The following is a 20,884-nucleotide window of genomic DNA, read 5'->3' on the forward strand; positions in this document are numbered from 1 at the left end:
GCGTGGACAGCACCGCCATCGATCGCTTCGACACCAGCCGGTTCGAGGCCAGCCGGAACCGGCTGGCCTCGCTGGCGTACCGGCTGCTCGGCTCCGCCATCGACGCCGAGGACGCCGTGCAGGATGCGTTCCTGCACTGGCAGGCCGCCGACCGGCAGCGGATCCGGGTGCCGGAAGCATGGCTGACCAAGGTCGTCACCAACCTGTGCCTCGACCGGCTCCGCTCGGCACAGGCCCGCCGCGAACGCACCGGCGGTGCCTGGCTGCCCGAACCGCTCCTCGACGGCGACCCGATGCTCGACCCGGCCGCGACTTTCGAGCAGCGGGAATCGGTCTCCCTGGCCGTGCTGACTCTGATGGAGCGCCTGTCACCCGTCGAGCGGGCCGTCTACGTCCTGCGCGAAGCGTTCTCCCACAACCACGCCGAGATCGCCGAGATCCTCGACATCACCGAGTCCGCGAGCCAGCAGCACCTCCACCGGGCCCGGCGCCGCATCACCGCCGCGCGCGGCGGCAGCGGCGAAGTCGACCCGGCATCCGCCCGCAGGATCGTCGAGGAGTTCCTCGCCGCCGCCACCTCCGGCCGCACCGAACGGCTGGTCGCGCTGCTCACCGACGACGCGACCGCGATCTCCGACGGCGCCGGCCTGACCGAGAAGCTGCTGCGGTACGACACTCCGCAGCGCATCGCCGCCGTCGCACGGGCCGGCTTCACATCCACACCTGCGAAGCAGCGACTCGCAGGCGGCATCTCCGCCGTCCACTACGCGCTCGTCAACGGCGCCCCCGCCATCCTCTTCGTGCCCGACGGCAAGGTCGTCGGCGCCGTGACGTTCGACATCACAGACGGCAAGATCGCAACCGTGCGCGGCATCGCCGCCCCCGCCCGCCTCGTCCGCCTCACCGAGGCCTGGCGGCAGCACGGACCGGACGCGCCGCTCATCACCCAGTGGTGACCCGACGCCGACCGCGGCCGCACACAAGCCGGGGTCGGTGCGGGCCGAACTGCCCCGACCGGTGAGCGCCGGCGCCGAACCCGCTGGGCACGTCCGCCTCGGTACGCCCGAGCATCGACCGCCCGGCGATCCCTCGACGCACGGCTCGACGCACGGCTCGACTCACTCGCCACGGCCCGGGTGACGCGCGTCTTCTCGGAGAAGATCTCCACCCGCGCCACGGCGACCCGAGCCGGAGGCCGCCGTGAAGCTCGCCGGGAAGATCCGCTCCTCCGGCGTCGCCGTGACCCTCCTCGTCCACGAGCACAAGCGGCTCGGCCGCGGCATCGAACTTGCCATGCTCGCCGAGGAGCTCAAGGCCGACGACGCCGGCCCGGAGCTCCTCACCGGGGAGCCGAAGGGCTCACACGACCCCTCCGGGATCGTGTTCACGGTGCTCGCCGCCATGTCCGGCATGGAGCGCGAGTACATCCGCGACCGCCCCTGGAAGGCCACGAGTCCGCCCGCACGCGCGGCAGGGCCACTCCGCGGCCGACCCGTGGAGCGAGACCTGCGCCGAACCGGCACTGACGGCCGGTCGAACACCTTCCGGGACGTCCTGCACGGCGGGCGCCGACTCCTCGGGCGGCGGTGCCTCCGTGCGCCGTCCGGGCCGGCAAGGACGACGCGCGGTCACCGGCCGGATCGGGGGGCGAGTACGCGGCCGGGTGCTCCTCCAGGTGGAGGACCGTCCGTCCTGTGGACCGATGGCGGGCGGGCAGGGGCGCCGTATCGTCGGGGCCATGAGCCGAGGACTGCATCTGGCCACCTACCTGATGGCCTTCGACACCCGGGCCCAGTCCCTGCAGGACCGCACCCGCGCCGGCTTCCTGCTGCGCGCCGCCGCCCTGGCCGAGCTCGCCCACCGGGGCGCCGTCGCCGAGGACGGGGCAGGCCGGGTGCAGATCGTCTCGGCCGCCCGCACCGGGGACGGCGTCCTGGACGCGCTGCTCGGCGAGGTGGGCGGGCGGCCGCGCACCTGGAAGTCGTGGATCAGGCGAAGCCGTGACGACACCCTGGAGGCCGTCGAGGAGGAGCTCGCGGTGCTCGGTGTGGTGACCGTGGCGGACCGCGACCCCTACGGCCCGGTCGTACCGCAGCGGGCCGTGGCGATGGACGACCCGCGCGAGGCCCTGGACCTCCAGGTGCGGGTGGCCGAGCTGGTCCGCGGCAGCGTTCCGGTGGCCGAGGTGCCGTACGCCGATGCGGTGCTCGCGGCGCTGGCCGCCCACGGGCACCTGCGGCTGGTGCTCTCCCGGCAGGACCGCAAGGCCCGTGCCGGGCGGATCACCGCGCTCACCGACCGGCTCGCCGGCGATGCCCCGGGCCTGGCCCGGGCGGTGACCGGGCTGAACCTGACCATGGTCGCCGCCCAGGGCGGGATGGGCGGCGGCTGACCGGTGGCCCGGCCGGGCCCGGAGGGGCCGTCACGGCCGGCCGCCGGTCCGGCAGGCGGGTTCGTGCCAGGTGGTGCGGACGACCTTTCCGCCCGGGGAGATGTGCTCGCTGGACCAGGTCCGGCAGCAGCAGCCGCCAGCGCGGAGCGTGGCCGGTGACCGGTGGCCCGGCACGGTGGCCGCCGTGGTCGCGGTGCCGGCGGGCGGGGCGGGGCGGGGCCGGCGGCGCGGTCGGCGCGCGGCGGAGGGAGACGTCGTCACGCAGCGGTCCCTGCCCGCCCGGCTCCGGCGGCCAACCCTGCGTCACCCGAACGGAGCAGCCCGGACGGGGCGGGCGGCCGGGCGGACGGCCGGGCGGACGGCCGGGCGGACCTGGGCGGCGGGGCCGACGAAGGCGGCCTCATCCGCCGGCCGGTGTCATCTCGCCGCCCGCCGGCGCGCCAGCAGCCAGCCGATGGCCGCACCGACGACGAGCGTGACGGCCAGCACCACCCACAGCGGGAGCGTGACCGTCGCGACCCAGAGCCGGATCTCCACGGAGTCGGTGTTCACGCCGACGAACCAGACGGCCAGGATGCCGAGGACCGCGATCCCGATGGTGCGGATCCGGACGTCCCGGCCGCGGATCGTGAGCTTGGAATGGCGATCCGCGGACGTGGTCTTGTCTGTCATGTCTCCAGTCTCCGGTCGTCGGGCGCGCCCCGCCCTTCGCCGTCGCCCGGGCGACGCCCGGGGACGTCGAGGGGAGGACACGACCGGCCCTCGTCCGGGCGGGTCGAGGGCGGCCCGATGCCCCGGGGGCCTCGCGGGCGCCGCTGCGGGGCCGTCGCGTTACCCCCGGGCCGGCCCGGTCGTTCCCACCGCGATGCGACTTCTGCTGACCTCGGACACCCACGTCCCCACCCGGGCGCGTTCCCTGCCCGCACCACTGCTCGACGCCGTCGACGACGCCGACGTCGTGTTCCACGCCGGGGACTGGGTCGACACCGCCACGCTCGCCCTGCTCCAGGCCCGGTCCCGGCGCCTGGTCGCCGTCCACGGCAACAACGACGGGGCCGCGCTGCGGGAGCGGCTGCCCCGGATCGCCCGCGCGGACCTCCAGGGCGTCCGCTTCGCGGTCGTCCACGAGACCGGTCCCGCCCGGGGCCGCGAGCAGCGGTGCGAGGCCCGCTTCCCCGACGCGGACGTCCTGGTCTTCGGGCACAGCCACATCCCGTGGGACAGCCGCACCCCGGGCGGCCTGCGGCTGCTCAACCCGGGCTCGCCGACCGACCGGCGCCGCCAGCCCTTCGCCACCTACCTGACCGCCCGCCTGGACGAGGGGCACCTCACCGACGTGCGGCTCCACCGCCTGCCGCCCCGCCACTGACCCGCACCCGCCCTCCGCCCGCACTCCGGCGGCGCGCAGGCGGCAGCGCGCGGCTGGGTCTTTCGGGTGGCGCGCGGGCATGTCGGCCACGGCCTCTGCTTGGCGTGTCCACGCCCTCGACATCCTGTGGTTCCGGTCCCGGATGTTCGCAGGCGGAGGGAAGCGGTGCCATGAGGAGACTCGCGTGCAGGCTGGCGGTGTTCGGGGTGGTGGCGGCGGCCGTTGCGGCGCCCGCGCTCCCCGCGCCGCAGGCGCAGGCGCAGACGGGGATCCGGCGGTTCCAGCCGGCGGAGCTGGGCGTCCGGTTCAACCCGGACGGCGATCCCGGCCAGTGCGGCGGGAGGACGGGCGACCAGTGGATCGCGGAGGGGACGTGGAGCGACGTCATCCGCTTCGACACCGACGGGCGTCCGGGCGGCTGCCGGCTGGCGTTCGGAATCCACGACCCCGATCTCGACCTGGACGGCGTCTCCCTCACCTACGCCCTCCGGGCCGCCGGCGGCGGGGACCCGGCGCAGTGCGGCAACGAGGGCACGTACGCGATGCCGATCCGCAGCGACACCCGGGTCTTCGGCCCCGCCGTACGGATCGACACCGACGACCGGCCCGGCGGCTGCGACCTCACCCTCGCCGTGCCGAGGATCGGGCAGACGTACGTCGCGCTCGACGTCCAGTACGACCCGGACGGCGACGCTGCCCAGTGCCGGAACACCGGGTACCACTGGGCGGAGACCGACCGCGGCCCGGTGACGGTCGGCGTCGACACCGACAACCGCCCCGGCGGGTGCCTGCTCCGGCTCCGGCTCCGGCTCGGGTTCTGACCGCGGGCGCAGCGCTTTGCCGGGCGGGCGGCGTTCGGGCCCGGTAGCGCGGCGCCACCGGGCGGGTGGCGCCCGGTCGGCCTCGTCCACCGCGAGGGGGACCTGCCCGGTCTGCGGCGGCCCGGGTGGCCGTGCGACGGTGTGAGAGCGGCGCAGGGCGGGCCCGAGCGGTACCCGGGACGGAGGCAGGCGATGACGAGGAGCGGGCCGGAGCCGCCGGTGCCCGGGCGGCACCGGGGCGGCCGGCGGGCCGCAGGCCTGGTGACGTTCGTCGACCACGTGCGCCCGGACGGCGTCGTGGTGCGGTGGGAGTCGCGGCGCCACCGCAAGCACCAGGAACCCGCCACCGGGTCGACCTGGTGGGCGCCCGCCGCCCGCGGCTGGTGGATCGCGGTGCTGTTCGCCGTCGGGTCGCTGCTGTTCGCCGTCGGATCGGTGCCCGGCTACACCGACGCGGTCGGGGCCCGGTGGGACACCGTCACCTACTTCGTCGGGTCGCTGTTCTTCACCGCCGCGTCGTTCCTGTGCTACCGCGAGGCGGTCGACGCCGGCCCGCCGGCGGACAACCCCGCGCACCGACGGGTCCTGGTCCGCCAGCCGCGGCGGATCGACTGGTGGGCCACCGGGGTCCAGCTGGTCGGCACCCTGTACTTCAACGTCAGCACCGGCGTCGCCATGTCGGACGACCTGTCCGCGGTCACCGCCCACCAGCACGTCTGGCGACCCGACGCGATCGGCTCGGTGTGCTTCCTCGTCGCCAGCCTCCTCGCCTGGTACGAGACCTGCCACGCCTGGGCCGCCTGGCGGCCGAGGTCCTGGGCCTGGTGGATCGCGCTGGCCAACCTCGTCGGGTCCGTCGCCTTCGGCGTCTCCGCCGTCGCCGGGTACATCAGCCCGGTCACCGGCCAGGTCCACAACGCCACCGGGGCGAACACCACGACCCTGGTCGGCGCGGTCTGCTTCCTCGTCGGCGCCGTCCTGCTGCTCCCCGAGCGCACCGAGGAGACCCGCGCCCCGGCGGCCCCGGCGGCGGACGGCGCCGCCCCGGCCTCCTAGCCACGCCCTGCGGCCGGTCCGGGGCCGGAGCCCGAGGTCAGCGGCGGCGGCGCCGGCGGGCCGGACGTCGGAGGCGGTCGTTAGGCTGCCCGGACCGCGTAGACGATCCTCAGGGGGCGACATGGGTTGGGAGATCACTGCCGGCGGTTACACCGCCCGGCTGGAGGAGGGGCGGGTCGTCCACCGCAACGAGCGGGGGCGGGCGTTGAAGAAGGCGCCGGCCGCGCTGGCCGCCCACCCGGGGCTGCCGCGGCTGCTCGCCCTCGCCGACGGCGTGGCGGCCCACCGCCAGGCGTGCCTGCGGGAGGCCGAGCGCCTGGTGCGGGAGGCCGTCGCGGTGCCGGACGACCTGGTGCAGGCCCTGTCGGCGGACGGCGCCTGGCAGGACGCTCTGGCGCAGGCCGACCTCACCCCCACCGCCGCCGTCGCGGGCCCGGAGCCGGACGGTGACGAGACCCTGCTCGCCCGCTCCTACCGCCATCCCGCCCTCCCGGGCGACCTGCGGATCCTGCTCACCGGCGCGGCCGCGGCCCGCCACCGCGACCACCTGATGGCGCGTCTGGGCTGGGAGCTGGTCGGCACCCGGCCGACCGCTCTGCCCGGGCCCGCGACGGTGCCCTTCCCCGAGTCCGCGCTGGCCGAGCACCCCACCCGGGCGGAGGAGGTGCTGCACTACGTCGAGCGGCTGGAGCAGACGACCGCGAGCTGGCGGGTGTTCATCAAGCGCGACGTGGACGGCGTGCTGAAGGAGCTCGCCGGTGCCGAACCGGCGCTGCTGCGCTGCTTCCTGGACGGCGTGGCCGACCAGTGCCTGCGCCACGGCGGCGAACGGGCCGACGCCGCGGCGTGGTTCGGCCGGGCCAGGGCCGCCGAACGCACCGCCGCCGAACGCGTCGACCAGCAGTGGCTGGACGCCCGCTACGCGGCCGTGGACGCCGCCGGCGCGCTCACCGACACCGCCCTGCGCGAACGCGTCCGGCAGGTCACCGCGCGCGCCGGCGACCGGGACGCGGCCCGCCGCACCCTGGCCCTGCTCACCGGCCGCGCGGCCCGCGACGGCGTGCACCCCGGGCTCGCCGCCGACCTCACCCGCACGGCCCGCGCGGCCGGCCTCGATCCCGACCGCGAACTGGCCCGCCTCGCCGTGCGCCTGCTGCCCGCCCGCGATCTGTGGACCGAGGCCGCCGTCGAGTTCTGGACGGCCCTGCTCGCCTCCCCCGCCTGGGAGCAGGTCCGCGCCGAACTCCCCCGACTGGCCCACGAGGTGGTCGCCGCCGGGCCGCCGTCCGGCGTGCTGGAGTCACCCGTGGCCATGACCTACCTGGAACACACCGGCGCGCTGGCCCTGCTCACTGCGGCTCCCGGCCCCGACGGCCCGCCGCCCGGCGCCGCCGCCCACTGGCTGCACCGCCTCGTCGCGCTCGCCGACCGGCTGTACCACCGACCGGCCCCCGGGCTGCACCGCCTCGCCGAACTGCTCGCGCCCGCGATCGCCGCCGACGGCGTGCCCGTGGACCTGCCCTACCCCAGCCGGTGGACCAGGGAGAGCCGGGCAACCACCCTGCGGCTGGGCGTCCTCGACGTCCTGCTGGCCGCGGGCGCACCCGTCGCCGACCCGCCGCCGCGGCTCGCCGACCCCTACCTGCACCGCCTCGACGTCGCCCCGCGCCCCGAACTGCGCGCCCTCACCGCCGATCCGCGCTTCGCCCGGGAGATCCGGGCCCTGCTGCGGGCCGAGTTCGAGCTGACCAACGGCGGCGACGCGCACAACCTCTGGTACCAGCCGCACGCCCCCAAGGGCTGGGCCCGGGTGCCCACTCTGGTCGGCACCGGCCCGGGCCGCCGGGCGCTGGCGGAATGGTGCGACGAGGAACTCGCCGAACTGCCCGTCCTGGACCTGGACGAGGTGGCGCTGATGCTCGCCCGCTTCATGCACGTCGGCGCCGCCGTCGGGCTCCTCGCCGACCGGGGCCGGGCCGGGCGGCTGGCCGCCGTGGACGTCACCGCGCTGCTGGTGGACGCCGTGGCCGCGGGAGCGCCGGAGCGATCGCTGGACCGGGCCGGCGCCGAGTTGCTGCTGCGCGGGGTGGAGGCGCGGTCCGTCTTCCGGGACGGTGTGGCGGGCCAGGTCCGCCAGCGGATCGGCCGGCTCCTGGGGCTGGAGGGCGAGGAGCAGGTCGCCGTGGAGTTCGGGCGCCTGGTGCAGGTCGCCGCGAACTGCCGCAACGGCCTCGCCCACCTCGTCCCGCTGCTGACCCCGGCCGACGAGGCGCCCGGGGAGGCAGCCGGCGGGGCGTCCGGCGACGTGCACGCCGGGCCGGCCGACGCGCCGGCGTCGACCCGGGTCCGGCTCGGGCGCCGGCTGCGTGCGGCCGCCGCCGAAGGCCCGCTGTGGGACGGCGACCTCGACCGCCCGAGCGCGATCGTCCCGGGCGCCTCCGCCTCCTTCCCCTACCTGGTCGTCGACCCGCAGACCGAAGTACTGCACGGCGACACCGTGAGCGCCGCACGGCTGCGCGAGTACGCCGAGCTGCCGTTCGTCGCCGAGCAGGGGCCGGGGCGCTGGCGCACCGTCACGGTCTCCTCCCCCGCGAACCGCCTGACGCCCCCGGTCGGCCACGTGTACCGCACCGCCGACTCGACCGCCGTCGTCCTCCACAGCACCTTCAACCGGTCCGTCCTGCTGGAGTACGCGCCGTCGGGCGCCTTCCCCGAGCACGGCCCGCTGGCCGCCGCGGGCGGCTGCGCCGTGGAGACCGCGCACGAGCTGGCCCCGGCGGCCGACGCCGCCTGGCTGCACACCTACCTCGGGCTGCTCGCCGAACGGGGCCCGCTGCCCGCCCGGCGCCAGGCCGTCGAGGACCTGGCCCGGCAGCTCGCGCTGACGGCCGACGAGGCCACCGCCCTGCTCGCCCTGCGGCCCAACCACCGGGACCACCAGACTGCCGCCGAGAAGGAGATCGGGCGCCGGATCGGCCGTGACGCCCTCCGGGAGTTCCGCACCCGGCTGCTCCCCGAGCAGCCGCAGCGGCTGTGGACGCACGGCCTGGACCTGGAGCGGGCCGTGACGTGGTGGCAGGACCGGTTCGGTGCCCTCCCGGTCGCCGCCGAGCTGATGGCGGAGGCCGGGAAGGAGATCCGCTTCCCCAAGGGTCCCTGGGCCCCGGCCGACCCCGGCCCCGCCGTCGACCCGGGGCCGCCCGGACCGCGCCGGCGCCGGCGCCGGCTCACCTCCCTGCTGGCCGCCGCCGTCACACCCGCGTCGGGCCCGGACGACGCGCCCGCACCGTACGCCTCGCCGTACGCGATGGCGTGGCTGGCCTACCGCACACCGGCCGGCCACCCGCTGCGGCCCGCGCTCGGCGCCGCCGCCCTCCGGGCCGACGGCGGTGCGGCGCGGTGGCGCGTCTTCTCCGCCGACCGGCGGGCGTCCACCGGCCGGCCGCCGTCCCCGCAGCCGCTGGCCGAACTGCCCGGCGTCGAGGTGGTGGACGACGCGGCCACGGGCCAGTGGCACGTCCTGGTCCGCCCGGACCGGCTCGACGGTCCCGAAGACCCGGCCCTCGACGCGCTCGACGACTACTTCGAGCGTCTGCTCCCCTCGCAGGCCCTGCCCGCCGGCTCCGGACTGCCCGCCCTGACCGACCTGCGCATCCTGCTCTCCGGCGACCTCGCCGCCCTCGGCCGCCACCTGAGCGACGACGCCGACCGCGTCCCCGGCTGGGAGCAGGACCCGCGCCGCAGCGCACCCGGCGTCGTCGCCGCGTGCGCAGCCGCCCTGGAGGTGTCGGCGGACGCCGCCGCGCTGTACCTGATGCTGCTCGCCCTGCCCGATCCCACCGACCGCCGCGTGCGGCAGTGGACGGGCTGGTCCGGCGCCGCGCTGAAGGCCGCCCAGCAGCAGGTGCGCGCCACCGGTCTCGTGGTGGAGGCCCGCCGGGCCCGGGCCGGCCGGAGCCTGTTCGCACCGGGCCCGTGGCTGGACCTGAAGGCGCCCCGGCTGCCGGTCGAGGCCGGCAAGCTCGCCCTGCTGCCCGCGACCGCCGCGCGGGCCTGCGCCGCCCATGCGGTCCTGGTCCCCACCCGCCCGCTGCCCGCCCTCTTCGCCCAGGCCTGGCAGGCACAGCAGACACGGGAGGCCCGGTAGGCGTGTTCGCCGGCCCGCGACGCGGAATGCGCGGGAGCGGTGCGGTGTTCGGCCGGCCTCGTCCGTGATCACGGACGAGGCCGGGCGGCGACGGTGGCGTCGCCGCGGCGAAGGCACGGGCGGGGACGCGAGGGGGCTCGCAGGTGAATGAGGTCGTCGCCGAGGAGGCAGCCGCCTTCATCGCGGCGGGTGCTCGGTGGCGATGTCCAGGTCCCGGCTGAGCCGGTCGGCCAGACCGTGGGCCTGGGCGGCGTAGCCGCCGGTCAGCACGGGCCGGTACGGGGCGCCGGCCGCGAGGACATCGGCGAGCAGGCGCCGATGGGGCAAGGTGAGCCTCACCCCGCTGCGGCCGTCCGGGCGGCAGCCTCCGGCTCGGTGAACGCGTTCTCCCATCCTGCGCGAACGGCCGGGCCGACCAGCGTCCGCAGCGCCGGCCGCTGCTCGACCAGCAAGCCGCCGTTCAGGAAACGGACGAGGTCCTCGTGCATGCCCTCGGTCAGCAGGATCCGGTACAGGCCCGTCCGAAGCCGTGGCCGGTCAAGATCGAACGCCCGCAGCCCTGGCCGCGCCAGGTGCAGCGGTAGTCCCACCGTTCCGCTCATCGGCCCCTCCGACCCTTCGGGGGAACCGGTGAGGCGGGAAGCCGGCTGCCCGAGACGGCCGTCGGCGGAATCGAGGGATGTCGTGGAGTCGATCATCCCCTCTCAGCCCAACCGGGGGTCCCGCCCACGCAAAGCCTCAGACGGTGTCCTCGACCGGACGTCCTCCCACGGCCCGGCGGCCATCGGAGGACGGGCCGTCGCCAGGCGTTGCCGCCCGCTTCTAGGCACGGTGGTACTGGACGGGGCCGGGGGTGGGGGCGCCGAGCTCGGCGGCGGCGTGGCGCGCCCAGGAGGGGTTGCGCAGCAGCTCGCGGCCGATCAGGACGGCGTCGGCCCGGTCTGCGGTGAGGATGGCCTGGGCGCGGGCGGGGTCGGTGATCAGGCCGACGGCCGCCACGGGCATGCCGGCCTCGCGGCGCACCGCCTCGGCGAAGGGGACCTGGTAGTCGGGCCCGGCCTCGACCCGGGCGTCGGGGACGATGCCGCCGGTGGAGACGTCCATCAGGTCCACGCCGTGGGCCTGGAGCTCCTTGGCCAGCCGGACGGTGTCCTGCGAGGTCCACCCCTCGCGGCCGTCCTGCGGGTTCTCCGTGAGCCAGTCGGTCGCGGAGATGCGGAAGAAGACCGGCAGGTCCTGCGGCCACACGGCGCGGACGGCGTCCACGACCTCCAGCGCGAAGCGGATGCGGCCCTCGAAGGAGCCACCGTAGGCGTCGGTGCGGTGGTTGGTGGCCGGGGAGAGGAACTCGTGGATCAGGTAGCCGTGGGCGCCGTGGATCTCGGCGACCTGGAAGCCGGCGTCGAGCGCGCGCCGGGCGGCGTCGGCGAACTCCTGGACGATCGCGCCGATCTGCTCCCCGGTCAGCTCGTCGGGCGTGGTGTGGGCGGAGGTGAAGGGGACGGCGCTGGGGCCCACCGGCGTCCAGCCGTGGGCCTCGTCCGGGGCGAGGGCCCGGCCGCGCTCGACCCAGGTCCGCTCGGTGGAGGCCTTGCGGCCGGCGTGGGCGAGCTGGACGGCCGCGACGGTGCCCTGTGCCTTGAGGAAGGAGGTGATCCGCCGGAAGGCCGCGGCCTGCGTGTCGTTCCAGATGCCGAGGTCGTACGGGCTGATGCGCCCCTCGGGGCTGACGGCAGTGGCCTCGGTGATGATCAACCCGGTGCCGCCGGTGGCGCGCGCCGCCAGGTGGGTGAAGTGCCAGTCGGTCGGGACGCCGGCCTCGGCCCCGTCCGGCGCGGCGCTGTACTGGCACATCGCCGGCATCCAGATCCGGTTCGCAACGGTCAGCGCCCGCAGGGTGTAGGGGGTGAAGAGGGTGGTGGTCATGTGGGACTCCCGGTGCTCCGGCGGCGCGGGAGGGTCGCGGGCGGCCCGGCGCCCCTCCCAAGTGCTTGCAGATGCTTTCTTCTTGACTCGACAATAGTTGCACACGCGCGCCATTTGCAAGCGTGGGCCGCCCCTGGTCCGGCTCTCGACGGTGGAGCAGAACGGGTCACGGGTCCCGTTCGCGGGGCGGCGGGCCCTGTTCGCGGGGCGGGCCTCCCGGTCGGCCCGGTCGGCGGCGGTGCGGTGCGGTGGTGCGCCACCGCGACCGCAGTTCGTCGACCAGCTCCTGCCACTGCCGGCGGACCTCGTCCTCGGGAGGGCGCTCCCCGCGGCGCACCCGGCGCAGTTCGTCGCGCACCTCCCGTCCCACCGCGACGGAGCCGACGACGACGACCATCGCGCCGAACAGGGTCGAGAGCGCTGCGAAGACCGCACCGACCGACCCGTACCGGTTGGCGTAGGAGTTGAGCAGGCGCGGGAGGTAGACGGCCGCGGCCACCGAGTAGAGCGCCGTCAGCACGGCGGCGATGACGCCGAACGGGACCAGGTCGGCCGGGGCGATCCGCCGGGCGGACAGGATCCATCCGCCCCAGATCAGGAAGGCCCCGGTCAGCGGCGCCGCCAGCAGGACGGCCGCCAGGTCGTGGCGGCCGCGGTCGAGGACGGCGTGCAGCCAGCCGACGGCCGCCGCGTAGACGATCAGGCCGAGGATCCACCGCAGCCCGTTCGGGGTGTTGCGCACGCTGAGCGGTCTGAGCTCCCACGCCTGCTCGAACATCCGCTGCATCGCCCGGCTGAAGCTCAGCAGCGAGATGACCAGGAAGGCCGATCCGAGGACGTCCACGCCCACGTCCGCCCCCGCGGGCGGGGACAGGACCTCCGCGAGGGCCTCCGCCCCGCCACCGGTCAGCCCGTAGCGCTGCACGATGTGGTCGGCCACATTGCCCCTGCCGAGGAGGACGAAGAACGTGCCGCACAGGATCGCCAGCGGGATCAGGGCCGCCAACGCACTGGACGCGAGCGCCATGGCCCGGTCGAAACCCACGATCCGCTGGAACCGCTTGACCACACGCAGCGTGAACGCCGGACGGAGCCAGAAGGTCATCGCCCCGATGGCAACCTCGCGCTTGAACCGAACCGTCCCGACCTCCGCGTTCCCCGTGACGACCTCGCGAGCCTAGCCCGTCACCGCAGCCCCGCCCGGCTCCGACACCACGGCCCGCGCCGCCCTCCACGGCCGCTGCGGGACGCTGCGGTGCGGCGGCCCCGGTCAGTCCCGGTCAGTCCCGGTCAGTCCCGGAGGGCGCCGGGCTCCAGCAGCTCGCCCCGGGACCGGCTGTAGTACGGCGATCGGGTGCGGCTTCGCGGTGCCGGCCGGCCCCCGTCCGGCCGGCCCCCGGCCGGCAAGGGGACGGGACGGGGCGTAACGGAAGCGGATTCCGGTGCCCGGGGGCAAGGCCTCGGCGGGGCGTCGGGCCCGCCGGGCCGGGGCGTCAGCCGCTCTCGGACGCGGACTGCGGGTCGGTCCCGGCGTCGCGGCCCTCGACGAACCTCTTGAAGCGGCGCAGGTCGCCCCGCACCTGGCGGTCGAGCACGCCCAGCTTGTCGGCGGCCTTCTCGGCGAAGCCGGTGGGCTGGAAGGCCATGGTCATCGTCACCCGCGTCCGGGCCGTGCCGAGCGGTTCGAAGTCGACCGTGCCGGTGTGCTTCACGCTCTCGCCGGTGGTGCGCCAGGCGACCCGCTCCTCGGGCACCCGCTCGACGATCTCGGTGTCGAACTCCCGGGCCAGTCCGGCGATCTTCGTCCGCCAGTGGGCATGACGCTCGTCCAGCTGCCTGACCTCCTCCACGCCCTCCATGAACTGCGGGAAGTCCTCGAACGTGGCCCACTGGTCGTAGACGACGCGGACCGGCACCTCCACGTCGATCGACTCCTCCACCGTGCTCATCGCCGTACCTCCTCCGCGCCGTCCCGCCGACCGACCGGACCCGGCCCGCCACCATCACCGGGCGGGGAGAGTCCGCGGACGGCACCACTTTCAATCTGGGCCCTGCGCGGGGCCGCGGCAACCGGCGCACCCGCGGAGCGGGCGGGCCCCGGGGGCTTCGACACGCACGGGCCGTGCGTGTCGAAGCCCCCGGGCACCGGCCGGCGGGCGGGCGCCGCCGCGCCGCCCGCCCGCCGGTCCCGGCTCAGAGCCGGAAGGGGTTGCGTCCGAGCGCGGCGATGACGAACCAGGCCGTGGCACCGGTGTGCAGCGACGCGTAGTACGTGTCGCCCTCGCCGGTGGTGAGGCCGTCGCTGGAGGCGGCCACGATGCCGCGGCCGTCGCCGTTGGGTGCCTGGGTCTGGGCGAGCTTGAGCGTGTCCAGGAGCGCGGCCGCCTTGGCGTCGTCACCGGCGGCGCCCCGGGCGTAGTACGCGGCCAGGAGGTGCGCGGTGCCCTCGAACCAGACCTTGGAGGTGTCGGTGCGGCCGAAGCTGACCCCGGTGAACGGGCCGTCGGTCGCGGCCAGGTTGCCGGCGGCCCAGTCGACCGAGCGGGCGTAGGCGGGGTTGAGCGTGGCCAGGTAGCTCCAGGTCTGCACGTCCTCCGGGACGGTGTCGCGGTTCTGGGTCACGCCGTCCAGGCCCGTGCCCGTCCAGAGCCGGCCGTCGTCCGCCTGCATGCCGGCGACGAAGGCGAAGGCGTTGTCCGAGCGGGTCTTCCACACCTGGTCGCCGGTGGCGGCGGCGAGCATGGCGAAGAACGCGCCCGTGTCGATGTTGTGCTCGGTGGCCTTCCACTGGATGGGGGTCATCTCGGCGCCGGTGCCGTCGCTGTTGCGCAGGCCTCCGGTGTAGCCGCCCGCGCCGCGGGTGTCGGCCGCGTTGGCCTGGATCCAGTTCGCGACCCTCAGCGCACCGTCGAGGTAGCGCTGCTCGCCGGTGACGTGGTGGAGGCGGGTCAGGGCCATCCCCGCCCAGGCCATGTTCCCGGTGTAGACGGAGAATCCGCCCACGTAGGGCGCGCCGGTGGCGGTGACGAACGGCTGCGGCTCGTAGGAGGCGCGGATCCGCCCGTCGGGGACGATGTCGTGGGCCTGGGCGTAGAGCAGGCTGTCGCCGAGCTCCATCGCGTGGCTGACGCCGCTGCTCGACCCCTGCATCAGCAGGGCGGTGATGACCAGCGCGTTGTCGTAGGTGAACGACGCCTGGTAGCCCTCGGGGCCGAACTCCTCGCCCGGGGCGAAGTGGCCGCCGGTGTAGCTGCGCGGCACGCGCAGGTCGGCGGGCGAGCCGTAGTGGTCCATGGTGCCGGTCAGGAACGAGGTCGCCTTGCCGATGGCCTCGGTCGGGATCTCGCGCACCACGGGCTGGAGCTCGTACGACTCGACGGAGATCTCCGTCCTGACGGTGCGGCCGACGTGGAGCGCGCCGCCGCCGAAGTCGCCCAGCGCTCCGTGCGTCGTCATGTTCTTCAGGAGCGGCCCGTCGAAGTACCACGAGGACTCCGGCCCGGTGGCGTCGGTGACCAGGCCGGCCGTCGTGCCGTCCCCCACCACGGCGACGTACTCGTTGCGCTGGGTGCTCTTGATCTTGAAGCCCACCCACGGCCCGACTTCGAGGGCCCAGCGCTCGTCCGCCCCGGCGGTTCCGCTGCTGACGTTGCTGCCCTCGGCGAGCCGGTGCGAACCGATCCACGGGTGGTAGTCCTGGAGCCGCTGGTGGGTGGTGCTGTCCACCAGCGCCACCCCGACCCGGGTCGTCGTCCCTCCGCTGAAGAAGGTGGCCAGGTCGACGGGGCGCTGCTCCAGAACGGCCGGCTGGTTGGGGAACATCACCGAGCTGAAGGGCTGGAGGGCGATCACCGGGGTGGTGTCGTCCGTTCTCGCCTGGACGATCTGCCCCCTGGAGGTGCTGAGGGTGTGCAGCGCCGGGTCGTAGGACCAGAGCTCACTGGCGGTGGGGTTGAGCGAACAGGTCGCCGTCACCACCGGCGCGGTGGCCAGGAAGGGGGCCCCCGTCGTCAGGCACTTCTTCGACTGCACGTTCTGCAGCTGGACGAACCACTCGTCGCCGAACGCGAACGACCGGGCGCTGCGCCACAGCTGCCGGTGGCTCTGCGCCCAGAACGCGTCGACCAGGGAGCCGTCGGCCGCGGGCACCGCCGGTTCCCCGAGGGCCGCGAGCTCCGCGGTACCGGTGTCCCGGTAGGCCACGACCTGGGTCTCGGCGCCGCCCTGCTGGGCGCCGAAGAACACCTGGTAGTGGTCGCTCGCGTGGTTCTGGCCCACGTGGACGGTGTTCCAGGCCTCGACGTCCATGCTGCTGACCAGGTAGTCGAGTTCGTTGCCGCTGAGCTGTGTGGCCTGCCCGGGGCGGTAGACGTGGGAGCCGGCCGGCAGGTTGCCCTGCAGGGTTCCCGGCGCCCGGTTGTAGTCGCCCAGCACGGCCCAGCGGCCCCCGCTCTCCGCCCCCGCCGCGACGCTCACGTTGGCGACCAGGCTCGGCGCGTCGCCCCCGCCTCCCGAGAAGGCGTGGACGGACGCGAACATCACCGCTTCGGCGCCCTCGCCGTCGACGATGGCCAGGGCCGGCCGGCTGCCCTCGATCGCCGACTCCACGACCTCCACGTGCCGGGCCTCGCGCGCCGTGAAGAAGCCGAGGCGCAGCATCGTGGGGGTCAGACTGTCCCGCAGGATGTAGAGGTTGCGCACCGGCAGGTCCTGCTGGGGGACGTAGTAGTAGTGGTCGATGACGTAGGGGTGCTGCGGGGACGTGTGGACGGCGACGTGGATGAGGTTGCCGTTGTTGGGCAGGGCTTCCGGGACCTCTTGCAGGGCCACGATGTCGCGGGTGCGGGCGAGGTTGTACGCCGCGTTCCAGGCGGCCGGGGTGTGCAGCATGTTCCAGGTGGCGGGCAGTTGCGACCCGGGTGGTACGGCGTAGGCGGTGCCGGCCAGGGCGCCGAGGAGGCCGGCCGTCAGCGCGGCCGCCACCCCGGCGGCCAGCAGGCGGCGTAGGAGGCGTCGCAGCATGTGGGGCGGTGTGCGGGGCGGGTGGTGGCCGGTGCCGGGTGCCGCCGGACGCAGGCCGTTCGGTGTTCGTCGATCCTTCACCCGCGCAGTCTTCGGCTCCCCCGCACCCGCAGCCAGAGGCATTGACGCACAGCTGCTTCCCGATCGGGCAGACCCGGGGGCCCGACCGGCGCCGCCTCCCCAGGGCCGGCTCCCGTCCCGGGGGAGGCGGGCGGGGGCCGGAGGCCGGCTCCCGTCCCGGGTTCAGGCGACCGTGAGGACGATCTTGCCGGTGGTGCGGCCCTGCTCGCCGAGTTCGTGGGCCTTGGCGGCGTCCGCGAGCGGCAGGACCGTCTCGACCACGGGCTTGAGTGCGCCCCGCTCGACCAGGGCGGCGATCTCCCGCAGACCCAGGTGGTCCGGCTCGACCAGGACCCAGGCGGCCCGCACACCGTCCTGGGCGGCGGGGACGTCGTCCGGTCCGGGCAGGGTGATCAGGCGGCCGCCGGGGCGGAGCACCTTCAGGGAGCGCGCGGCCGTCTCGCCGCCGAGCCCGTCCAGGACCACGTCGACGTCGGAGACGGCGTCCTCGAACCGCACGGCGCGGTAGTCGACCACCTCGTCGGCGCCCAGCGCCCGCACCAGGTCGTGCTTGCCGGCGCTGGCCGTGCCGATGACGTACGCGCCGCGGGCCTTGGCGATCTGCACCGCGAAGTGGCCGACCCCACCGGCCGCCGCGTGCACCAGGACCCGCTCCCCCGGACGCACGTCGGCCGCGTCCACCAGGGCCTGCCAGGCGGTCAGTGCGGCCAGCGGCAGTGCCGCCGCCTCCGCGTGGGTCAGGCCCGCGGGCTTGGGGGCGAGGTGCCGGGCCGGCGCCACCACGTACTCGGCGTAGCCGCCGGCCTGGCGCGGGAACAGCGGCATCCCGAAGACCTCGTCGCCGGGGCGGAACACTCCCACGCCCGGCCCGACGGCCTCGACCGTGCCGGAGACGTCCCAGCCGACCACCGGCACGGTGCCCCACTCGATCAGGGCGCCGCTGGCCCGGGTCTTCCAGTCCACCGGGTTCACGCCGGCCGCGTGCACGCGCACCAGGACCTCGTTCAGGCCCGGCTCGGGGCGCTCCACCTCGCGCTCGACCAGGTTCTCCGGCCCGCCCCACTGCTCCACGACCACCGCTCGCATGCTGTCCGCCTCGTCTTTCGTTCCGATGCCGTTGCGGGCCGTACGGCTCGTTCCCGTAAGGCTCGTTCCCGTACGTTCCGTTCCGATCCGTACGGCGCCGGGCTGCCCCGGCGGCGCAGTCCACGATCCGACATCCCCGGCCGCCGCAGTGTTGGCCGTTTGGCCACTCTGTGACAGGATCCGGCCATGGGCAGCATGCAGGTGGCAGCGGTGGCGGACGGGCGGGAGCGCGCGGTGGAGGCGCCGCCGCGCCGGCACCGGATCGCCGTGCTCGCCCTGCCCGGGGTTCCGCCCTTCGAGCTCGGAATCCCCTCCCGGGTCTTCGGCAGCGCACAGGACTCCGGGGGCCGCCCGCTCTACGACGTCGTGGTCTGCACCGCCGACGGCGCCCCCGTCCTGAGCGACGCCGGCTTCACCGTCCAGCCGGCCGCCGGCCCCGAGGCCCTGGCCGCCGCGGACACCGTGATCGTGCCGCCCACGCACGCCATGCCCGAGCTGGGCCGCGGCGGCCCCTTGCCCCCCGAGGTCGGCGCGGCCATCGCCGGCATCCGGCCCGGCACCCGGCTGGTGTCCATCTGCTCCGGCTCCTACGTGCTCGCCGCCGCCGGGCTGCTCGACGGCCGGCCGGCCACCACCCACTGGAACCTCGCCCCGGAGTTCCGCCGCGCCTACCCCCGGGTCAAGGTCGACGAGGAGGTCCTCTTCGTCGACGACGGCGACGTGCTCACCTCCGCCGGCGTGGCCGCCGGCGTCGACCTGTGCCTGCACGTGATCCGCCGCGACCACGGCGCCGCCGTCGCCAACCGGGCCGCCCGCATGTGCGTCGTGCCGCCCTGGCGCGACGGCGGTCAGGCCCAGTACATCGACCGCCCGGTGCCCGAACCCACCGTCGCCAGCACCACCGCCACCCGCGCCTGGGCACTGGAGCACCTCGGCGAGCCGCTGCCCCTCACCCGGCTCGCCGAACACGCCCGGATGAGCCTGCGCTCCTTCACCCGGCGCTTCCGCGACGAGGCCGGGATGACCCCGGTGCAGTGGCTCACCGCCCAACGTCTGGAAATGGCCAAGCAGTTGCTGGAGACCACCGACCTGTCGATCGACCTGGTCGCCCACCGCTGCGGCTTCGGCACCGCGAACTCCCTGCGCGCACACATGAGGACGGCCTTCGGAGTCTCCCCCGCCGCCTACCGCCGCACCTTCAGCCCCCAGGAGCCGGTCGCCGCGTCCGGCTGATCCCGGGGCGGGCCCGCGGGGCGGTGCAGGCGCTCCTCCGGCCGGTCCGGCCGTCCGTCACTCGCGAGGAGCAGCGGCGCGGGGCTCCTGCCGGCGGCGGTGGTGCGGCCCCGGTCCGGGGTGCGGAAGCGCCTGCGGGGGCCGGTTCCTGAGCCCGGCGCAGCGCGGGGCGGGGCCTGTGCGGGCCGGGTCCGGCGAGGGTGGGGCTGCCCGGCCGGGGGCGGTCCCGGTGGCGTCCGGCGCTGCGTTCGGAGACGAACGGGTCCATGCTGGCTGTGGCCACGGCCCAGCGGCCGCTGCAGGCGCGGGCGGCATCGTCCCGGGCGGGCATCGTCCCGGGCGGGCGGGCGGCGCGGGCCCCGATCCCCGGCCCGGGCCGCGGCCACGTCTGAAACCCCACGAGGGAGGACCCTCATGACGTCACCCACCAGCGCGTCGTTCGGCGACCCCGACGGCGCCGCCGCCCCGCCGCAGGCCCTGCGGCTGGAGGCGAACGAGAAGCTCGTGCTCTCGCCGGACTCCCCGCGGTTCGCCTCCGGCTACCGCCAGGTGCGGCCGCAGTCGATCGACGAGGTGCGCAGACTCCTCGGCCCCGTCAACGTGCCCGACAGCCGCGCCGAGAACCTGCTGGCCGCCCGCGTGCCGGAGCTGACCAAGCGTCTGCTGCGTCCGGAGGACCTGAAGGTCAAGGATCCGAACGCCCGTGCCGAGGCGCGTCGCCTGGCCTATCTGGCCGCCCGTGAGTACGTCCACACGGCCAACACGGCGCCGTTGAAGCAGTGGCGCCCGATCATCGACCAGTGGCTGCTGGAGGTGAAGCCGGTCATCTCCGTCTTCACCGCCGGGGACATCGACATCGCCGACGGCGCGACGCTCACGCTGTCGGCCAACACCCACGCGCTCACGGCGCAGCGCATCCGGATGCACGGCAGCGGGCGCATCGTCTGCCGGGGCAGCGTGAAGATCAGCGCCGTCTCGGTCGACGGTTCGTAGCCGCGTAGCCGGACCTGCGACATTCGGCGGGCGGTCGGCCCGCCCCCACCCACACGACTGGACACCCGAGGAAAGGGGCAACCATGCCCGACATCAACGCACCCGGTGACGACGGCGTCGACGGACTGCCCGGCACCGCCGGGGCGGGCGGCGCGACCGGTCAGGTCGGCCGGGCCGGCGTCAACCACTGGAACGGCGACGACGATCCGGGGGACGGTGGCACCGGTGGCACCGGCGAGTCCGGGGCCGACGGCGGCACCGGCGGCGAAGGCCGCAACGGCAGCAACATCGTCCTGGAGGTCGAGGACTTCGTCGTCGGCGTCCACGTCAACACCAGCGGGGGCCGTGGGGGCCGCGGCGGCGACGGAGGGCGGGGCGGGGACGGCGGCCGGGGCGGGGACGGCGGGGAGCCCGCGGACGAGGGCGACGCGCTCGGCGACGGCGGCAACGGCGGCCGGGGAGCTGTGGGCGGGCGGGGCGGGGACGGGGGTGACGGCGGCAGCGGCGGCAACATCACCATCGTCGCCGACACCATCACGACCGGGACGGTGAACGGCACCGCGGCCGGCGGCCCCGGCGGGCTCGGCGGTGCCGCCGGTGCCGGCGGGATCGGCGGCGACCCGGGTACGGGGAACAACGCGGGCGCCCAGGGTGCTCCCGGGGCCACCGGCCAGACCGGTTCCTCCGGTCTGCGGGGCGTGGACGGCTCCATCGAGATCATCGAGCGGGTCCCCTGACGGTCGGGCCCCGAAGAGTGA

At 75.6% G+C, this 20,884-nt stretch carries 16 protein-coding genes and 1 pseudogene; 9 read left to right on the forward strand and 8 right to left on the reverse strand.

Features of this window, described 5'->3' with window-relative positions; translation table 11 throughout:
- Positions 1 to 2: 2 nt before the first annotated feature.
- Complete coding sequence (locus tag ACF9IK_RS01130) at positions 3 to 956, forward strand: sigma-70 family RNA polymerase sigma factor (RefSeq protein WP_395292354.1); 954 nt, start codon at positions 3 to 5, stop codon at positions 954 to 956.
- A 782-nt stretch (positions 957 to 1,738) separates the two neighbouring features.
- A complete protein-coding gene (locus tag ACF9IK_RS01135) occupies positions 1,739 to 2,392 on the forward strand; it encodes a GPP34 family phosphoprotein (RefSeq protein ID WP_395292355.1) in 654 nt (217 codons plus the stop codon).
- 417 nt (positions 2,393 to 2,809) lie between these two features.
- On the opposite strand, the gene ACF9IK_RS01140 is transcribed toward ACF9IK_RS01135, so the two are convergent.
- Positions 2,810 to 3,064, reverse strand: a complete 255-nt coding sequence (locus ACF9IK_RS01140; protein ID WP_395292356.1) for a LapA family protein — start codon at positions 3,062 to 3,064, stop codon at positions 2,810 to 2,812.
- Positions 3,065 to 3,257: 193 nt separating this feature from the next.
- Between ACF9IK_RS01140 and ACF9IK_RS01145 the strand changes: the two genes are divergently transcribed.
- From ACF9IK_RS01145 to ACF9IK_RS01160, 4 genes are all read left to right on the forward strand, one after another.
- The gene (locus ACF9IK_RS01145) at positions 3,258 to 3,761 is read left to right on the forward strand and encodes a metallophosphoesterase family protein (RefSeq protein ID WP_395292357.1); all 504 of its coding nucleotides are present in this window, start codon (positions 3,258 to 3,260) and stop codon (positions 3,759 to 3,761) included.
- A 170-nt stretch (positions 3,762 to 3,931) separates the two neighbouring features.
- Positions 3,932 to 4,582 (forward strand): hypothetical protein, encoded by a 651-nt coding sequence (locus ACF9IK_RS01150; protein WP_395292358.1) that lies wholly within the window; start codon positions 3,932 to 3,934, stop codon positions 4,580 to 4,582.
- A gap of 192 nt (positions 4,583 to 4,774) precedes the next feature.
- The gene (locus ACF9IK_RS01155; RefSeq protein WP_395292359.1) at positions 4,775 to 5,638 is read left to right on the forward strand and encodes a hypothetical protein; all 864 of its coding nucleotides are present in this window, start codon (positions 4,775 to 4,777) and stop codon (positions 5,636 to 5,638) included.
- Positions 5,639 to 5,759: 121 nt separating this feature from the next.
- Entirely contained in the window at positions 5,760 to 9,785 is a 4,026-nt protein-coding gene (locus tag ACF9IK_RS01160; protein WP_395292360.1) for a hypothetical protein, read from the forward strand.
- 186 nt (positions 9,786 to 9,971) lie between these two features.
- Here the strand turns inward: ACF9IK_RS01160 and ACF9IK_RS01165 are convergent.
- The 7 genes and pseudogenes from ACF9IK_RS01165 to ACF9IK_RS01195 all read right to left on the reverse strand — a co-directional run.
- Positions 9,972 to 10,124: pseudogene (locus ACF9IK_RS01165) on the reverse strand (nucleotidyl transferase AbiEii/AbiGii toxin family protein); the annotation flags it as partial.
- Complete coding sequence (locus ACF9IK_RS01170; protein WP_395292361.1) at positions 10,121 to 10,387, reverse strand: transcriptional regulator; 267 nt, start codon at positions 10,385 to 10,387, stop codon at positions 10,121 to 10,123. The pseudogene ACF9IK_RS01165 and the gene ACF9IK_RS01170, both read right to left, overlap by 4 nt.
- 220 nt (positions 10,388 to 10,607) lie before the next feature.
- Positions 10,608 to 11,711, reverse strand: a complete 1,104-nt coding sequence (locus tag ACF9IK_RS01175; protein WP_395292362.1) for an NADH:flavin oxidoreductase/NADH oxidase — start codon at positions 11,709 to 11,711, stop codon at positions 10,608 to 10,610.
- Between the two features lie 166 nt (positions 11,712 to 11,877).
- Complete coding sequence (locus ACF9IK_RS01180; protein ID WP_395292363.1) at positions 11,878 to 12,816, reverse strand: hypothetical protein; 939 nt, start codon at positions 12,814 to 12,816, stop codon at positions 11,878 to 11,880.
- A gap of 388 nt (positions 12,817 to 13,204) precedes the next feature.
- On the reverse strand, positions 13,205 to 13,660 hold the full coding sequence (locus tag ACF9IK_RS01185) for an SRPBCC family protein (protein ID WP_395292364.1): 456 nt from the start codon (positions 13,658 to 13,660) through the stop codon (positions 13,205 to 13,207).
- Between the two features lie 244 nt (positions 13,661 to 13,904).
- Positions 13,905 to 16,733 (reverse strand): hypothetical protein, encoded by a 2,829-nt coding sequence (locus tag ACF9IK_RS01190; RefSeq protein WP_395292365.1) that lies wholly within the window; start codon positions 16,731 to 16,733, stop codon positions 13,905 to 13,907.
- 243 nt (positions 16,734 to 16,976) lie between these two features.
- Entirely contained in the window at positions 16,977 to 17,900 is a 924-nt protein-coding gene (locus ACF9IK_RS01195; RefSeq protein ID WP_395292366.1) for an NADP-dependent oxidoreductase, read from the reverse strand.
- A 195-nt stretch (positions 17,901 to 18,095) separates the two neighbouring features.
- Between ACF9IK_RS01195 and ACF9IK_RS01200 the strand changes: the two genes are divergently transcribed.
- The 3 genes from ACF9IK_RS01200 to ACF9IK_RS01210 all read left to right on the forward strand — a co-directional run bounded on the left by ACF9IK_RS01200 (position 18,096) and on the right by ACF9IK_RS01210 (position 20,863).
- The gene (locus tag ACF9IK_RS01200; RefSeq protein ID WP_395298431.1) at positions 18,096 to 19,133 is read left to right on the forward strand and encodes a GlxA family transcriptional regulator; all 1,038 of its coding nucleotides are present in this window, start codon (positions 18,096 to 18,098) and stop codon (positions 19,131 to 19,133) included.
- A 414-nt stretch (positions 19,134 to 19,547) separates the two neighbouring features.
- The gene (locus ACF9IK_RS01205; protein WP_395292367.1) at positions 19,548 to 20,126 is read left to right on the forward strand and encodes a hypothetical protein; all 579 of its coding nucleotides are present in this window, start codon (positions 19,548 to 19,550) and stop codon (positions 20,124 to 20,126) included.
- Positions 20,127 to 20,209: 83 nt separating this feature from the next.
- Positions 20,210 to 20,863: a hypothetical protein gene (locus tag ACF9IK_RS01210; protein WP_395292368.1), complete on the forward strand. Its 654-nt coding sequence runs from the start codon at positions 20,210 to 20,212 to the stop codon at positions 20,861 to 20,863.
- Positions 20,864 to 20,884 lie beyond the last annotated feature (21 nt).

Source organism: Kitasatospora hibisci, assembly GCF_043950205.1.
GTDB classification, from domain to species: domain Bacteria; phylum Actinomycetota; class Actinomycetes; order Streptomycetales; family Streptomycetaceae; genus Kitasatospora; species Kitasatospora hibisci.

What these genes read in the sequence shown, in the direction of transcription:
- ACF9IK_RS01135 (WP_395292355.1), top strand. Translation starts at nt 1,739, where the DNA reads ATGAGCCGAGGACTGCATCTGGCCACCTACCTGATGGCCTTCGACACC.
- ACF9IK_RS01140 (WP_395292356.1), bottom strand. Translation starts at nt 3,064, where the DNA reads ATGACAGACAAGACCACGTCCGCGGATCGCCATTCCAAGCTCACGATC.
- ACF9IK_RS01145 (WP_395292357.1), top strand. Translation starts at nt 3,258, where the DNA reads ATGCGACTTCTGCTGACCTCGGACACCCACGTCCCCACCCGGGCGCGT.
- ACF9IK_RS01150 (WP_395292358.1), top strand. Translation starts at nt 3,932, where the DNA reads ATGAGGAGACTCGCGTGCAGGCTGGCGGTGTTCGGGGTGGTGGCGGCG.
- ACF9IK_RS01155 (WP_395292359.1), top strand. Translation starts at nt 4,775, where the DNA reads ATGACGAGGAGCGGGCCGGAGCCGCCGGTGCCCGGGCGGCACCGGGGC.
- ACF9IK_RS01160 (WP_395292360.1), top strand. Translation starts at nt 5,760, where the DNA reads ATGGGTTGGGAGATCACTGCCGGCGGTTACACCGCCCGGCTGGAGGAG.
- ACF9IK_RS01170 (WP_395292361.1), bottom strand. Translation starts at nt 10,387, where the DNA reads ATGAGCGGAACGGTGGGACTACCGCTGCACCTGGCGCGGCCAGGGCTG.
- ACF9IK_RS01175 (WP_395292362.1), bottom strand. Translation starts at nt 11,711, where the DNA reads ATGACCACCACCCTCTTCACCCCCTACACCCTGCGGGCGCTGACCGTT.
- ACF9IK_RS01180 (WP_395292363.1), bottom strand. Translation starts at nt 12,816, where the DNA reads ATGACCTTCTGGCTCCGTCCGGCGTTCACGCTGCGTGTGGTCAAGCGG.
- ACF9IK_RS01185 (WP_395292364.1), bottom strand. Translation starts at nt 13,660, where the DNA reads ATGAGCACGGTGGAGGAGTCGATCGACGTGGAGGTGCCGGTCCGCGTC.
- ACF9IK_RS01190 (WP_395292365.1), bottom strand. Translation starts at nt 16,733, where the DNA reads ATGCTGCGACGCCTCCTACGCCGCCTGCTGGCCGCCGGGGTGGCGGCC.
- ACF9IK_RS01195 (WP_395292366.1), bottom strand. Translation starts at nt 17,900, where the DNA reads ATGCGAGCGGTGGTCGTGGAGCAGTGGGGCGGGCCGGAGAACCTGGTC.
- ACF9IK_RS01200 (WP_395298431.1), top strand. Translation starts at nt 18,096, where the DNA reads ATGCAGGTGGCAGCGGTGGCGGACGGGCGGGAGCGCGCGGTGGAGGCG.
- ACF9IK_RS01205 (WP_395292367.1), top strand. Translation starts at nt 19,548, where the DNA reads ATGACGTCACCCACCAGCGCGTCGTTCGGCGACCCCGACGGCGCCGCC.
- ACF9IK_RS01210 (WP_395292368.1), top strand. Translation starts at nt 20,210, where the DNA reads ATGCCCGACATCAACGCACCCGGTGACGACGGCGTCGACGGACTGCCC.